We start from the raw sequence: 13,457 nt of genomic DNA on the forward strand, positions 1-13,457 counted from the left end.
CCGCCCGCCACCGACACCCGCCCGCGTCACCCCGCCGCCACCTCCGTGCTTCCTGTTCCACCTTCGTGAACGGCGACGGACGGGAGGTATGCGGCTGCTGGTCGTGCGGATGGCCGACTGTTCAGCGGGGCGGCCGATCGAGATCCGCGATCGGACGGGACCACCAGGGAATTCGCTCCGTGACACGGAGGTAGTACCCCACTGCACCCAGCAGCGACATGAACACGACCACCCCGTGCGCAACTCCGGCGCCGTCGGAGGCGAAGGGCAGCAGAACGATCACGCCCCCGGCGAGGGCGCTGAAGAGGAGGGCGATCGCGCCGGCGGCCGCCTGGACAGCGCGATTCGCTGCCCAGCGCCGGACGATCGCGCGAATCGCCGTCGCGACGGTGACAGCGAGAAGGCCCACCACCATGCCGATAAGGCTGCCCACCAGTGAGAGCAGGAGGAGGAACATCGCCCCGTCGATCGAGGAGAAGCCGCTGAACCACGTCGCCCAGAGCACGATCGTGACGACGCCGCCGGTGACCGAGCCCCAGCCGACCGCGGCGCAGCAGGTGGGCGGATACCAGGCCAGCTGCCGGCGCTGCAGGTCCGTCTTCATCCGCCCTGACCCTCGCATCCCATCCCTCGCCTCACGCGACGACCGTAGCCGCAGAAGGTCCGCCGGCCCCCTCCCCAGAACGGGGTGGTCGGCGATACTCGCTGCAGCAGACGACGGAAGGGATGAGCACATGAGCACGCGACCGACACCGGTGGATCCCCCGGCGCTCCCTCGCAGTGCCGCCTTCGCTCAGGGGATGATCGCTTCCGCCGGGCCGACCCTGTACGTCGGCGGTCAGAACGGCATCGACTCGTCCGGCGTCCAGGGCTGACCGAATGCCCAAGCCCTAGGCACCCGCCCAACGACGCTGCCGCAGGCCTCGAGTCACACCCCGGTTTCGGCGCCCGCATCAGCCGTGACGTGATCGTCAATGCGCTCGAACCGCGGGATGCGGCTGAGGCCGCACTTGACGGTGACCACGCCCGGCCCCGTGAAGAGGGTCCCGTCATCCGCCCGCCACGTACCCGGTGGCAGGACGACGCTGCGCTCCGTGGCACCCCTCGTGACGACCGGCGCGACGACGAGGTCGTGTCCCAGGAAGAACTGGTCGATCACGTCGTCGGCACCGCCCGCGTGGTACGCCATGGGGCGCAGGACTGGCTCGCCCGTCCGTGCGGCTTCCCCGACCAGAGCGAGGATGCGCGGGAGGAGACTCCGGCGCACCTCCAGCGCGTCGAGCACCGCGGCGAGGTGCGCTTCGTCCAGGACCCGCGACGGCGAGACCGAGAACTGCATCATCGGTGCGAGCGCGGCGACCTGTGCATACCGCACGAAGAACTCCTGGTCGATGGCGGCCGTGCCCCGCATCGCGTCGATCTCTCCGCCACCGATCATGTCCGGGCAGCCGAACGCGTGCCCGATGAGGCCCTGCGCGATCATCTCGGGAATGAGGCTCTCGATCCCCGAGCGGCTCCAGTCCGGGCGCTTGTCGTGCAGCCGCTGGGCGAGCGGCTGTCCACCCATCCGCCAGCAGGCGCGGAACTCGTTGAAGGGGTACCGGAGTCCGAGCCTGGCCCACTGCTCGCTCATCTCTCCCGGTGAGAGGGGGCGGGCCGTTCGGTCGTCATCCCGGAAGTCGCGTAGGTCGGCGCCGTCGAACTTGAACCCGTCGACGCCTGCCTCCGTGACGAGGAGGTCGAGTTCAGTGGTCAGCCACTCGATGGCGTCGGGATTCGACAGGTCGAGGACCGCGCTGAATCCGTTCCACCAGCGCCGGATGGCGGTGTCACCCGTCCGGTCCCGCAGGAGGAGGCCGCGCGACTCGAGTTCCCGGAACGCCGCGGAGTCCGGGCTGACGAACGGAACCAGCCACAGCATCAGCGAGCACCCCCACTCGTGCAGTTGCGCCGCCATGGCCGCGGGGTCGGGGAAGCGCGACTCGTCGAAGCGCCAGGTGCCGTAGTCCGGCGACCACGCGTCGTCGATCATCACCACGCCAGGCGGAAGGCCGGCGTCGAGCAGGCCGCGGACGTAACGCAGCACCCCGTCCTGAGTCGGCGTGTAGGGCTGCTCGATCCACGTGTTGTACTGCGGGCCGGCGAAGAGCTCGTGGGCGGGGGTGCGGCCGGAGGGGGGAAAAAACCGGGCGGATGCGGAGCGGAACGCATCGCGGAGCGAGGTTCCGCCGCGGCCGAGGACGACGTGGCGTCCCCTTACCCGCAGCATCCCGTCGTCGAAGGAGAACGTGAATGCCTCGTCCGACCAGACGATGCGACCTGCGTTCGACAGGAGAAGCGGAGCGCTCTGGTTGCTCGAGAGCGCTCGGCGGGCGGCTTCGGCATCCGGAGCGTCCGGGGTGTCGAGACTTCCGGCGCCGAGAGCGCGGGTGAAGGGGCGCTCGCCGAACGGCATGTGAACGCCGTCGTCCACCGCTCCTCCCCACCACCGCTCCTCGGGCAGGAGTGCGACCTCGAGCACGTCTGCCGCCGCCTCCTGCCGCCACTGAGGCGCGGATGCGGTGCTGGATACGGAAGAACTCATGCGCATGTCCTTGCTGACCGGAGGCCTCCCCCGAGTCTTCCGGATCTTACGGATCCCGAAGCGCCGGGACGATCGGGGTCGCGGCACGTGCGGGAGCCGATCGAGGGCAGGCGGTGCCGGGTCAGAACTCGATGGTCGCCTCGGTAGGGGTCGGGTCGTAGTTCACCAGGACGCGGATCCCGTCCGGCAGGTCGACCTCCTCGGCCAACCGAGCCCGCAGCGCGTCGAGCTGCGCCTCCGTTGGCGGCGGAGGTCCGCCCACCCGGTTGACGTAATCCAGTTGGAACGCGTTGGCCCCGTGGTCGTAGCCGCCGGTGCTCAATCCGTTGGACAGCTCCGCCTGGGCGATGTCCGAGATCTGCGACATGCGATTCTCGATGTCCTTCTCCGAGAGGCCGACGTTGCCGGTGAAGGTGACGTCCTCCACGGCGATGTCGCCTCCCAGCAGTTCGAGCGGTATCTCGTCCTTGAACGAGATGAAGCCGCGGAGGCAGGCGGGCTCGACCCGCGCCGTCGAGTAGTCGTCTGGATAGGCCACGCGCAGGGATTCGGCGAAGGCGCCGAATCGCGTCTGGTAGTCCACCCAGTCGACGAACTCGCCGCTCGCCGCCGCCTGGTCCCCCGCCTCGATCTGCTCGGATGACAGCCAATCGCATCCGGAATCGGCTGGCTCGTCCTCACCGTCCGCCGTGTCGACGGGGTCGGGATCGGTGCGCGTGTCGGGCTGCGCCGGCGCGGCCTGCGGGGTGATGCCGTCCCCTGATCCTGCGGGGGAAGCACAACCGGCCACCGCGACCAGAATCGCGGCCGCGCTCACCGCCAGTAGGAGTCGGAAGTCCCTCATGGACGAACACTATCGGGGCGCCTCTCCCCGCGGTCCCGGAGCTCGTTGCAGGGACGCAACACATACGGTCCCTGAGCCTGTCGAAGGGGCGTAACAGCGCCTCGTGACGGCCCCCCTCCACACCATCCTTCTCACGCTACTTATCCACAAATGTCCAGGTCAGCATTGGAATGTCGGTGGTCGGTGAGACCATAGACGCATGAACAGCCCGACCTTGGCGGAGCTAACGGAGGCGGTCTCGACCGCGGTTCCCGTGGTGTCGCTGGGCGGGTTCAACGACGAGACTCTGCTCGGTCTTACCCGGCAGATCGAGGCGCTCGGGCGATACGCCGACGCGCTCCGCGTGACTGCTGCGGGGGAGATCGCAGCGCGGTCCCGCACGGAGGACGGACCGGCCGGTCTCGCCGCCCGGAAGGGCTGCCGCTCGGCGAACGAACTCCTGCAGCGGCTCACCCAGATCTCTGGCGCCACGGGCGCATCCCGCATCGGGCTGGCCGCACTGACGCGACGCGGCACGTCCATCTCGGGTGCACGGATGCCGGCCACGTTCGACCACGTCCGCGCCGCCCTCGAGACTGGCGAGCTCGGCATCGACGCCGCGGTCGCCCTCACCAAGAACCTTGCGCCGCTGCAGGACCGGGTGCACCCGGACGCCCTTGACGCCGCGGAGATGGAGCTCGTGGCCGCGGCGACCGGGACGAGCCCGGACAGCAGCGTTCCCGCGTCGGCGGACGAGATACGCATCCAAGCATCGGTCTGGCGCGCCACGCTCGACCCCGACGGACTCGAGCCCGACGAGGCCCACGCGATGGCCAAGCGCGGCTTCCGCCTCGGCCCCGAGCGCAACGGGCTGGTACCCGTCTCGGGCGGGTTGCTGCCGGAGGCGGCGGGTCGGGTGAAGCGGCTCTTCGACGCGTACCTCACCCCGACCACGGCGCCCGCCTTCCTCAATGACGAGGAACTCGTTGACAAGGACGCGGTCAAAGATCCCCGGTCAAAGGATCAGCAGAGGCACGACATCCTGATCGGCGTCCTCGACGCCATGGCCCGCAGCGGCGACACGCCGACCGTCGGTGGCGCCGCACCGACCGTGCTCGTGACGGTGCGCGCGGAGGACTTGGACAGCGGCGGCGCCGGATACGCGGACGGGGTCGAGTCGCCCCTGTCGCCCACCACGGTGCAGCAGCTGGTGTGCAGCGGGGGCACGCAGAAGGTACTGATCGGCAAGAACGGGCGGATCCTCAAGCTGGGCTCGGCGGAGCGATGCTTCACCGCACCGCAGCGCCGGGCGATCACCGCCCGTGACGGCGGCTGCCTGATCCCCGGTTGCTCGATCCCCGCAGGCTGGTGCGAGGTCCACCACGTGATCCCCGCCGCGGAGGGTGGACCAACCCATCCGGACAACGGCGTCCTCCTGTGCTGGTTCCACCACCGCACCATCGACACCTCGGGCTGGGCGATCCGCATGCGCGCCGGAGCACCCGAGGTACAAGCGCCGCCCTGGCTCGACCACACCCGCCGATGGCGCCCCGCGACGAAGAGCCGAACCGCACTCGCCACCCGAGTGAGCGGCCACCACCATCACGGTCGCTGAGGTCCACCACGGTCCCTGAGCTTGTCGAAGGGACACAAGCCGGTTCGGTCACGTCCCTTCGACAGGCTCAGGGACCGTGTGGGCTCGTCCCTTCGACGGGCGCGCGAACCGTGTGAGCTGATTCCTTCGACAGGTTCAGGGACCGACGGGCCCGCCCCTCCGACCGGCTCAGGGACCGTGTGGGTAGGCCTGTCGCTACGTCACCGCTCCACCCGTCGGGGGTCGGTGTCAGGCTGGGGTGGTGATCGCGATCGTGTCCGCGCCGACGAACCTTGGGTTGCGGCCGCCCGAGCCCGGCGGGGTGCCCGGCACCTCGAAGGCGCCCGAGGCGCTTCGGGCCGCGGGGCTCTACGACTTGCTCGCGGCGACGGGAGCGACGGACGCGGGCGTCGTGCTCCCCGGCCGATACGTGGACGACGACGCAACGCGCGCGGCGGGTCACGTGCGCAACGAGGTCGCGATAATCGACCACACCCGACGACTCGCGGCGCGGGTCCGGGCGATCCTCGATCGGGGCGATGCGCCTCTCGTGCTGGGCGGCGATTGCAGCCTGCTCCTCGGCGTCGGCGTCGCGCTCACCGGCACGGTTCCGCGTGCGGGGCTCGTGCACCTGGACGGGCATACCGACTTCCGCCATCCGGGCAACAGCGACAGGTGCGCGAGCGTCGCCGGCGAAGACCTCGCCGCCGCCATCGGTCTGCACTGGCCGGCGATCGCCGACATCGATGGCCTCGGCCCGTACTTCCCCGCCCCGCGGGTCGCCCACCTCGGCTGCAGGGAGGACGACGAGGAGCTGGCCGAGGCATCATCGGTGCTTGGACTCGTCGTGCCGGCGCGCGAGGCGGTGCGCCGAGGCATGCGGTCGGCGGCGGCTGACGTCGCCGCTGTCGCGACAGCAACCGGCGCAGCTGGCGCAGCCGCGGCAGACGGCGCAGCCGCGGCGGACAGCGCAGACAGCGCAGACAGCGCAGGCAACCGCGGCTACTGGCTTCAGCTGGACGTCGACATCCTGGACCCGGTGTGGATGCCCGCCGTCGACAGCCCCGATCCCGGCGGCCTTGACCCGGATCAGCTCGTCGACCTCCTCGCCGCGCTCGCGCCCGGGGCCGTCGGCGCATCCGTGACGGTCTTCGATCCGGACCTCGACCCGGACGGCCGCCATGCGGCACTGCTCGCGCGGGTGCTCGCGGAGGGCCTACAGAAGTTGGGCACAGAGGTCGACCATTAGAGCTGCCGCCCCCAACGCCCTGCCGCCCCACCGCGCTTGCACCACGCGGCTGAGCCCGGCGTAGGCTCCCGTCGACCCGACCGGAGGAGGCCCGCTGATGTCCCCACGACCGGGCGAGACCGCGGCCGGCTGGTCCTGGGATCCGTCGCTCTACGCCGGTAGCGCGGCCTACTACGCGACCGGTCGGGCCGCCTACCCGCCCGAGCTCATCGCCGCGCTGGCCGCTGAGCTCGGCCTCAACGGGTCCGGGCTCCTCGTCGACATCGGCTGTGGGCCCGGCTCCCTCACGCTCCCCCTCGCGCCCCACTTCGCCCGGGTGATCGGTGTGGATGCCGACGCCGACATGCTGGCCGAGGCCGCCAGGATCGCCCGCAACGCGGGCGTCGAGAACGCCGAGTGGCGGCACGCTCGCGCCGAGGACCTGACACCCGAAAACTTCCGTCCCGTACGCACCGTCACCCTCGCCCAGTCGTTCCACTGGATGGACCGTCCCCGGGTCGCCGCCCTCGCCCACGGGATGCTCGACGACGACGGCGCGCTCGTGCACGTTCACGCGACGACGCACATGGGCGTCGAGGGCGACGCGGCACTCGCGCATCCTCGCCCGCCCTGGGAGGCGATAGCGGACCTGGTGCGCCGCCACCTTGGACCCGTGCGACGGGCGGGGCGCGGCTTCCTGCCCACGGGAACCGCGGGAGGGGACGAGGAAACGGTCTACCGGGCGGCCGGGTTCCTCGACGTGACGCGCGTGACCGCGCCGGGCCGCATCATCGAACGCGGCGCGGACGACATCGTTGCCGCGGTCCTCTCGCTGTCCAGCTCCGCTCCGCACCTGTTCGGCGACGGGCTTCCGGCGTTCACCGCGGCCCTGCGCACCCTGCTCGCCGAGACGAGTCCCGGCGGCGTCTTCGCCGAGGAGATGCGGCCCGTCGACGCCGACGTGTGGCGCAAGCCTCGATAGACGGCGGTCGAGCACTGCAGCACTTGGCGGTGGTCGGGGTGCCGCAGCACGGGACGGCGGTCGCGCGCTACAGCGCTGTTCCGTGCTCAGGCGCCCGGCGGGTCGCCGCCGCCAGCGACTCCAGGTAGTGCGGGCTGTGGATGAGCCCGAGGACGTTGCCGAAGGGATCGACGACGGAGGCCGTCACGAAGCCCTCGCCGCGCTCCATCACCGGCTCGTACTCGCGCGCGCCGAGCTCCTTCAGGCGGTCGACCGTCGCCACGATGTCGTCCACGTGCCAGCGGGCGATCGCCCCGCCCGGCTCGATCGGCGAGGTCGAGGGGAGGTAGCTGCGGTCGATGATCCCGAACTCGTCGCCATGGTCGCCCAGCCGGAACTCGACGTAGGCGGGGTTCTCCGCGTCCGGCCGCTGGAAGTACGGGTCGACGCCGAGGAACCGCGCGTACCAGTCGCGGGCCTCCCCCACGTCGTCGGCCGAGATGTTGAGCTGTGCGATCCCGCGCAGCGGCGACGGTGCAGACATCGGTGTCCTCGCATCCTGAGAAGGGCCGCGTCGGCGCGGCCCTCCCCATGGTGGCGAGGGGCGCGCGGCGCGGTCAAGCACCAACGCAAGTACCAGCGCGCGGGCCGGCGACGCGAACCCTTAGCGGGAGGCCTCCGGGCGGGGCCGCCGGAAGGAGAACGTCTTGTGCCCGACGTAGGTCGCGATGGTGATCACGATCGTCACGAGGATCTGCGACACGATCGGGTCGAGCCCGGACGTCTCCACGACGAGCGGCAGCAGGATCAGGTTGGCGAAGAGCGGGGTCAGGTTCACCAGCGTGTACCTGCCGAGATCCGGCCACACGTTGCCGCTCACCTTGAACACCGCCTTGCGGTGCAGCGTGAAGGAGATGGGCATCTGCACGGCCCACGCGATCACGAGCACGGCCGGGTACGGGATCGAGTCGCCCCAGAGCAGGTAGAACAGGGCGAACCAGGCCGTGCCGACGACGGTGTTGAAGGCACCGACGAGCAGGAACGCGATGCGCTCGTCGCGGATGAGGCGGAGCAGGATCCCCGGCCTGCGGGGCTCCTCGCCGGGAACGCCCGCTCTCGTCTGCTCGTCCATGGGTGTCCCCCGGGGCTCGGTCGGAGCCGTGCGACCCCGAAAATCCTGCGCCGCGACCGGACGCGACGAATCACCTTAGCCGCCGCTCCTGAACGCGGGCGGAACGGCGCGTGGCGCTCGCGACCGCCGCCCATTGCCGCGGGACACGAGCGGGCGCTACCGTTGCGTTCCTCACCCCGCTCGCCCGACCGGGGCCGGTCCGGCACCTCGAGATACAGGCACCTCGCGACCACAGGGCGACGCGCGACACGAAGCGGTGACGCGGCACCTGATCCGGGGACGGATGCAGCGATGACGTATCAGGGCGACGGCCGGCTGCCGATCATCTACGTTCGCGGATTCGCGGCGGGCGCGCACGCCATCAACGAGGCGGTCGACGACCCGTTCTACGGGTTCAGCTCGGGCTCGGTGCACGTGCGCGCGGACGGCCACGGCGAGCCGCGCTTCCACCAGTTCGAGTCCCCGCTGCTGCGGCTGATGAGCGACCACCGGTATCAGGTGCCGGTGTACGGGGACCAGCGGCTCTACCTCGAGAGCGCCCCGTCGGGCTCCGTTGCTGCCGCGACGGTGTGGATCCACCGCTTCTACGACATCGCCGCGACGACCCTGGCCGAGGATCCGGCCGCGTTCTCGCTCGAGCGCGCCGCCGGCGATCTCGTGACGCTGATCCGGCTCGTGCTGGACCGCACCGGTGCTCCGCGGGTGTTCCTCGTCGCGCACTCGATGGGCGGGCTCATCGCGCGCTGCGCCGTGCAACGGGTGCTGCCCGAGCGGGTGGCAGAGGAGGAGGGCTGGCTCGACCCGGCGGCCGCCACCCGCTACGTCTCCCGCATCTTCACCTACGCCTCGCCGCACGGCGGCATCGCGTTCGCCGTGGGCTACGGCCTGCTCGAGCACCTGCGCGACCTGACGGGGTTCCAGGGGGCGGACGTCTTCGGGCACGACCGGATGTACCAGTACCTCACCCCCGGCGCATCCCGCGAGTCGCGCGCGCCGGACGACTTCGACCCGACGGTGATCCCCGCCGACAGCTTCCCCACCCGGCGCCTGTTCTGCCTCGTCGGATCGAACTCCCGCGACTTCGACATCGGCTTCGGCATCCCGGCGAAGGCGGTGGGCGCCCGCAGCGACGGGCTCGTGCAGATCGAGTGCGCTTCCGTGAAGGATGCCCACCGCGCCGTGGTGCACCGCAGCCACGGCGGCCGCTACGGCATCGTCAACTCGGAGGAGGGCTACCAGAACCTGCAGCGTTTCCTATTCGGCGACCTCGAGGTGCGGGTGGAGATTCTCGGCCTTGACGTCGGACGGGACGAGGAAGAGGAGGTCGAGTTCCAACTGGACGTCGGACTCGCGATCCGGGGCCTCCCGGTGCTCGTGCACGAGCAGAGCGCCGAGCATTATTGCCCCGTGCTCGTCGAGCGCCGCGTGCAGCACGACAGCGTGGACACGCCGAAGCCGCTCTTCACGACGTTCCTCTCGTCGTCGGCGCCGCGGCCGATGACGGCGGGCGAGCCGTGCCCCACGCTCCGGCACGCGCTACGGCTGCGGCTGCTGTCGATCCGCGACGTGAACGGGCGCTTCCTGTTCGCCGACCACCTGGAGCAGACCGAGGACTGGCACGACGTGCTCCTCGTCGACATCGAGCCCGGCGACGACGACCGGCTGCCTCGCGCCTGGGCCGCGTGGTCCAGCACGGTCAGCGGCGCGGTCCGCAGCTGGACCCCGACCGAGCAGGACGCGCTGGCGGATCTCGACGAGACCCGCCAGCGCTGGTGCGGCGAGATCCGCGTGCCCCCGGTGGCCCGCCCCCTGATGGGCGAGGACGCCCGTCTGCGCATCACGGTGACGCCGCGCAGCAGCGACCAGTGACCGGTGGCAGCCACCAGTGAACGCTGACCACTGATCGCTGATCACTGACCGCCGAGGACTGAGCGGGCCCTACGGAACGGTGTGACCCGCCGCGCGGAAGAGCCCGTACCACTCCTCCCGGGTGAGCGGGATCTCGGAACCGGCCGCGGACTCGCGCACGCGTTCGGGCTTCGTCGTGCCGAGCACGACCTGGATGTTCGCGGGGTGTCGCGTGATCCAGGCGACCGCGATGCCGATCGGCGTCACGTCGTACTTCTCCGCGAGCTGGTCGAGGAGGTCGTTGAGCTCGGGCAGGTTCTCGCGGTCGCCCACGAACACGCCGTCGAAGAAGCCCTTCTGGAAGGGCGACCACGCCTGCAGGGTCATGTCGTTCAGCCGCGAGTAGTCGAGGAGCCCGTTGTCGCGGTCGATTGACTGGTCGAGCGCGGCCATGTTGATGCCGATCCCCTGGGCGATGAGCGGGGCGTGCGTGATGCTGAGCTGCACCTGGTTCACGAGCAGCGGCTGCTTCACCGACCGCTTCAGCAGCTCGATCTGCCCGGGCGTCTGGTTCGAGACCCCGAAGTGCCGCACCTTGCCGGCCGACTCGAGCTGGTCGAACGCCTCGGCGACCTCGTCGGGCTCCATGAGGGTGTCGGGGCGGTGCAGCAGCAGGATGTCGAGGTAGTCGGTGTTCAGCGCGGAGAGGGACTCGTCGACGGAGGAGAGGATGTGCTCCTTCGAGAAGTCGAAGTAGCCGTCGCGGATGCCGACCTTGCTCTGGATGTACACCTGCTCGCGCTCGGAGCCCGAGAACGTGATCGCCTTGCCGAAGCGGGTCTCGCAGCCGTGGCGGCTCGAGCCGTAGATGTCCGCGTGGTCGAAGAAGTTGATGCCGGAGTCCCGCGCTGCGGCGACGAGGTCGCGGATCTCGTCATCGCTCAGCTCCTGGATGCGCATGAGGCCGAGGATGATGTTCGACGCGGGCAGGTCGACGCCGGGGAGGGAGAGAGTCTTCATGGTTCCTCCTTACGCCGCTCACCGGAGCCGTGCGCGGCTCGTCCTAGGCTGAAGCGCATGGCCTCCGAGCAGCTCACCACCGATTCCGCCGCAGATCGCATCACCGACTCCCCCGCCGCCGCACCCTCCGCTCCCGTCGCGCGACGCGTCCCCAGCGAGCGCGTGCACCACGGCGACGTGTTCGTGGACGACTACGAGTGGCTGCGGGCGAAGGAGGATCCCGAGGTGATCGCCCACCTCGAGGCGGAGAACGCGTATACCGACGCGCGGACGGCGTCGCTCGCGCCGCTGCGCTCGCGCATCTACGACGAGATCAGCGCCCGCACCCAGGAGACGGACCTCTCGGTGCCGGTGCGCGAGGGCGACTGGTGGTACTTCAGCCGCACGATCGAGGGCCAGCAGTACGCCCGGCACTGCCGGGTGCCCGCCGAGCCGGGCGACTGGAGGCCGCCCACCATCGGCGACGAGCCGATCCCGGGCGAGGTCGTGCTGCTCGACGGCAACGTCGAGGCGGAGGGCCACGACTTCTTCTCGCTCGGCAGCTTCGACGTGAGCACGGACGGCCGCCTCCTGGCGTGGGCCGTGGACACCGTCGGCGACGAGCGGTACACCCTGCGCGTGCGGGATCTCGTGACCGGCGCCGACCTCGTCGACGAGATCCCGGAGACGTTCCCCGGGGCGGTCTTCTCCCCCGACGCGGCCTACCTCTTCTATCCCACGGTCGACGACGCCTGGCGGCCCGACACCATCTGGCGGCACCGGGTCGGCGACGCGCCGGCGCCCCGCGGCGCCACGGGCGATCCGGCCGCCGACGTCGCCGTCTTCACCGAGCCCGACGAGCGGTACTGGATCGGCGTTGGCCTGACCCGCAGCCGGCGGTTCCTGGAGATCAGCGTCGGATCCAAGATCACGAGCGAGGCGCACCTCCTCGCTGCGGACGATCCGACGGGCGAGTTCCGCGTGGTGTGGCCGCGCCGCGAGGGCGTCGAGTACGAGGTCGAGCACGCCGTCGTCGCGGGCGAGGACCGCCTGTTGATCCTGCACAACGAGGGCGCGCCCGGCTTCGAGCTGCTCGACGTGCCGCTCGCCGACCCCGCCGGTGCGGACGGCCGCCGGGTCGTGCTGCCCGCCCGCGAGGACACCCGGTACGAGAGCGTCGGCGCATTCGCCACGCACCTCGTGCTCTCCTTCCGCCGCGACGCCCTGAGCCGGGTCGCGGTCCTGCCCCTAACGACCGACGGCATCGGCGAGCCGAGCGAGATCGGCTTCGACGAGGAGCTCTTCGACGTCTCCCCCGGCGGCAATCCCGAGTGGACCCAGCCGACGGTGCGGCTCGGCTACACGTCCATGGTCACGCCCTCCGCCGTCTACGACCTCGACGTCGCGTCCGGCGAGCTCCGCGTCCTGAAGCGCCAGCCCGTGCTCGGCGGGTACGACCCCGCCGACTACGAGCAGCGGCGCGAGTGGGCGACCGCCGCGGACGGCACCCGCATCCCGGTATCGATGGTGTGGCGCCGCGATGCGGTGCCCGCCGGCTTCTCCTCACCGGCACCGCTGCACCTCTACGGGTACGGATCCTACGAGGTGAGCATCGACCCGTACTTCTCCATCCCCCGGCTGTCGCTGCTCGACCGTGGCGTCGTCTTCGCGGTCGCGCACGTGCGCGGCGGCGGGGAGATGGGCCGCGCCTGGTACGAGGACGGGAAGACGCTCACGAAGCGGAACACGTTCACGGACTTCGTGGACGTCGCCCGCCACCTGATCGCCGAGGGCTACACGGAGCCGTCGGCGCTGACCGCCGAGGGGCGCAGCGCGGGTGGCCTGCTCATGGGCGCCGTCGCGAACCTCGCGCCCGAGACCTTCGCGGGCATCCTCGCGGGCGTCCCATTCGTCGACGCGCTCACCACGATCCTCGATCCCTCGCTGCCGCTCACCGTCATCGAGTGGGACGAGTGGGGCGACCCGCTGCACGACCCGCAGGTGTACGAGTACATGAAGTCGTACTCGCCGTACGAGAACGTGCGGGAGGGCGTCGCGTACCCCCGCATCCTCGCGGTGACCTCGCTGAACGACACGCGGGTGCTGTACGTCGAGCCCGCGAAGTGGGTCGCCCGGCTGCGGGCGGTCGGGGCGGATGCGCTGCTCAAGACCGAGATGTCCGCGGGCCACGGTGGGGTCAGCGGGCGCTACGCCCGCTGGAAGGAGGTCGCGTTCGACTACGCCTGGCTCCTCGAGGTGCTCGGCCGCGCTTGATTTCCTCGGCACTG

General features: G+C 70.8%; 12 protein-coding genes. 6 read left to right on the plus strand and 6 right to left on the minus strand.

All coding sequences use genetic code 11. From position 1 onward, the window contains the following. Positions 1-121: 121 nt before the first annotated feature. The gene (locus tag DAI20_RS13885) at positions 122-604 is read right to left on the minus strand and encodes a hypothetical protein (protein ID WP_108251882.1); all 483 of its coding nucleotides are present in this window, start codon (positions 602-604) and stop codon (positions 122-124) included. A gap of 130 nt (positions 605-734) precedes the next feature. Between DAI20_RS13885 and DAI20_RS18585 the strand changes: the two genes are divergently transcribed. Beyond that, a complete protein-coding gene (locus DAI20_RS18585) occupies positions 735-875 on the plus strand; it encodes a hypothetical protein (RefSeq protein ID WP_159085071.1) in 141 nt (46 codons plus the stop codon). 53 nt (positions 876-928) lie between these two features. On the opposite strand, the gene DAI20_RS13890 is transcribed toward DAI20_RS18585, so the two are convergent. Both DAI20_RS13890 and DAI20_RS18590 read right to left on the minus strand, forming a co-directional pair. Then, a complete protein-coding gene (locus DAI20_RS13890; RefSeq protein ID WP_108251884.1) occupies positions 929-2,584 on the minus strand; it encodes a glycoside hydrolase family 31 protein in 1,656 nt (551 codons plus the stop codon). Positions 2,585-2,705: 121 nt separating this feature from the next. Further along, positions 2,706-3,428 (minus strand): hypothetical protein, encoded by a 723-nt coding sequence (locus DAI20_RS18590; protein WP_159085072.1) that lies wholly within the window; start codon positions 3,426-3,428, stop codon positions 2,706-2,708. 199 nt (positions 3,429-3,627) lie between these two features. Between DAI20_RS18590 and DAI20_RS13905 the strand changes: the two genes are divergently transcribed. The 3 genes from DAI20_RS13905 (at position 3,628) to DAI20_RS13915 (ending at position 7,211) form a co-directional block, all read left to right on the plus strand. Then, positions 3,628-5,022, plus strand: a complete 1,395-nt coding sequence (locus tag DAI20_RS13905; protein WP_108251888.1) for an HNH endonuclease signature motif containing protein — start codon at positions 3,628-3,630, stop codon at positions 5,020-5,022. 241 nt (positions 5,023-5,263) lie between these two features. Next, a complete protein-coding gene (locus DAI20_RS13910; RefSeq protein WP_108252571.1) occupies positions 5,264-6,250 on the plus strand; it encodes an arginase family protein in 987 nt (328 codons plus the stop codon). A 97-nt stretch (positions 6,251-6,347) separates the two neighbouring features. Beyond that, the gene (locus DAI20_RS13915; RefSeq protein WP_108251889.1) at positions 6,348-7,211 is read left to right on the plus strand and encodes a class I SAM-dependent methyltransferase; all 864 of its coding nucleotides are present in this window, start codon (positions 6,348-6,350) and stop codon (positions 7,209-7,211) included. Between the two features lie 67 nt (positions 7,212-7,278). Here the strand turns inward: DAI20_RS13915 and DAI20_RS13920 are convergent, their stop codons facing one another. Both DAI20_RS13920 and DAI20_RS13925 read right to left on the minus strand, forming a co-directional pair. Continuing rightward, a complete protein-coding gene (locus DAI20_RS13920; RefSeq protein ID WP_108251891.1) occupies positions 7,279-7,734 on the minus strand; it encodes a VOC family protein in 456 nt (151 codons plus the stop codon). 120 nt (positions 7,735-7,854) lie between these two features. Further along, positions 7,855-8,322 carry a GtrA family protein gene (locus DAI20_RS13925; protein ID WP_108251893.1) on the minus strand — a complete coding sequence of 156 codons (468 nt, stop codon included), beginning with the start codon at positions 8,320-8,322 and terminating at the stop codon, positions 7,855-7,857. 291 nt (positions 8,323-8,613) lie between these two features. Here DAI20_RS13925 and DAI20_RS13930 point away from each other — a divergent pair, with 291 nt between their 5' ends. Next, positions 8,614-10,191: an esterase/lipase family protein gene (locus tag DAI20_RS13930; protein ID WP_108251895.1), complete on the plus strand. Its 1,578-nt coding sequence runs from the start codon at positions 8,614-8,616 to the stop codon at positions 10,189-10,191. 69 nt (positions 10,192-10,260) lie between these two features. Here the strand turns inward: DAI20_RS13930 and DAI20_RS13935 are convergent, their stop codons facing one another. After that, positions 10,261-11,190 (minus strand): aldo/keto reductase, encoded by a 930-nt coding sequence (locus tag DAI20_RS13935; protein ID WP_108251897.1) that lies wholly within the window; start codon positions 11,188-11,190, stop codon positions 10,261-10,263. A gap of 57 nt (positions 11,191-11,247) precedes the next feature. On the opposite strand from DAI20_RS13935, the gene DAI20_RS13940 reads away from it, so the two are divergent. Continuing rightward, positions 11,248-13,443 (plus strand): S9 family peptidase, encoded by a 2,196-nt coding sequence (locus tag DAI20_RS13940; RefSeq protein ID WP_108251899.1) that lies wholly within the window; start codon positions 11,248-11,250, stop codon positions 13,441-13,443. Positions 13,444-13,457: the final 14 nt, after the last annotated feature.

It is taken from the genome of Planctomonas deserti, assembly GCF_003067705.1.
In the GTDB taxonomy this organism is placed as follows: Bacteria; Actinomycetota; Actinomycetes; order Actinomycetales; family Microbacteriaceae; genus Planctomonas; species Planctomonas deserti.

Excerpts from the sequence above, each read along its gene's own strand:
- DAI20_RS13885 (WP_108251882.1), bottom strand. The coding sequence starts at position 604 with ATGAAGACGGACCTGCAGCGCCGGCAGCTGGCCTGGTATCCGCCCACC.
- DAI20_RS18585 (WP_159085071.1), top strand. The coding sequence starts at position 735 with ATGAGCACGCGACCGACACCGGTGGATCCCCCGGCGCTCCCTCGCAGT.
- DAI20_RS13890 (WP_108251884.1), bottom strand. The coding sequence starts at position 2,584 with ATGAGTTCTTCCGTATCCAGCACCGCATCCGCGCCTCAGTGGCGGCAG.
- DAI20_RS18590 (WP_159085072.1), bottom strand. The coding sequence starts at position 3,428 with ATGAGGGACTTCCGACTCCTACTGGCGGTGAGCGCGGCCGCGATTCTG.
- DAI20_RS13905 (WP_108251888.1), top strand. The coding sequence starts at position 3,628 with ATGAACAGCCCGACCTTGGCGGAGCTAACGGAGGCGGTCTCGACCGCG.
- DAI20_RS13915 (WP_108251889.1), top strand. The coding sequence starts at position 6,348 with ATGTCCCCACGACCGGGCGAGACCGCGGCCGGCTGGTCCTGGGATCCG.
- DAI20_RS13920 (WP_108251891.1), bottom strand. The coding sequence starts at position 7,734 with ATGTCTGCACCGTCGCCGCTGCGCGGGATCGCACAGCTCAACATCTCG.
- DAI20_RS13925 (WP_108251893.1), bottom strand. The coding sequence starts at position 8,322 with ATGGACGAGCAGACGAGAGCGGGCGTTCCCGGCGAGGAGCCCCGCAGG.
- DAI20_RS13930 (WP_108251895.1), top strand. The coding sequence starts at position 8,614 with ATGACGTATCAGGGCGACGGCCGGCTGCCGATCATCTACGTTCGCGGA.
- DAI20_RS13935 (WP_108251897.1), bottom strand. The coding sequence starts at position 11,190 with ATGAAGACTCTCTCCCTCCCCGGCGTCGACCTGCCCGCGTCGAACATC.
- DAI20_RS13940 (WP_108251899.1), top strand. The coding sequence starts at position 11,248 with ATGGCCTCCGAGCAGCTCACCACCGATTCCGCCGCAGATCGCATCACC.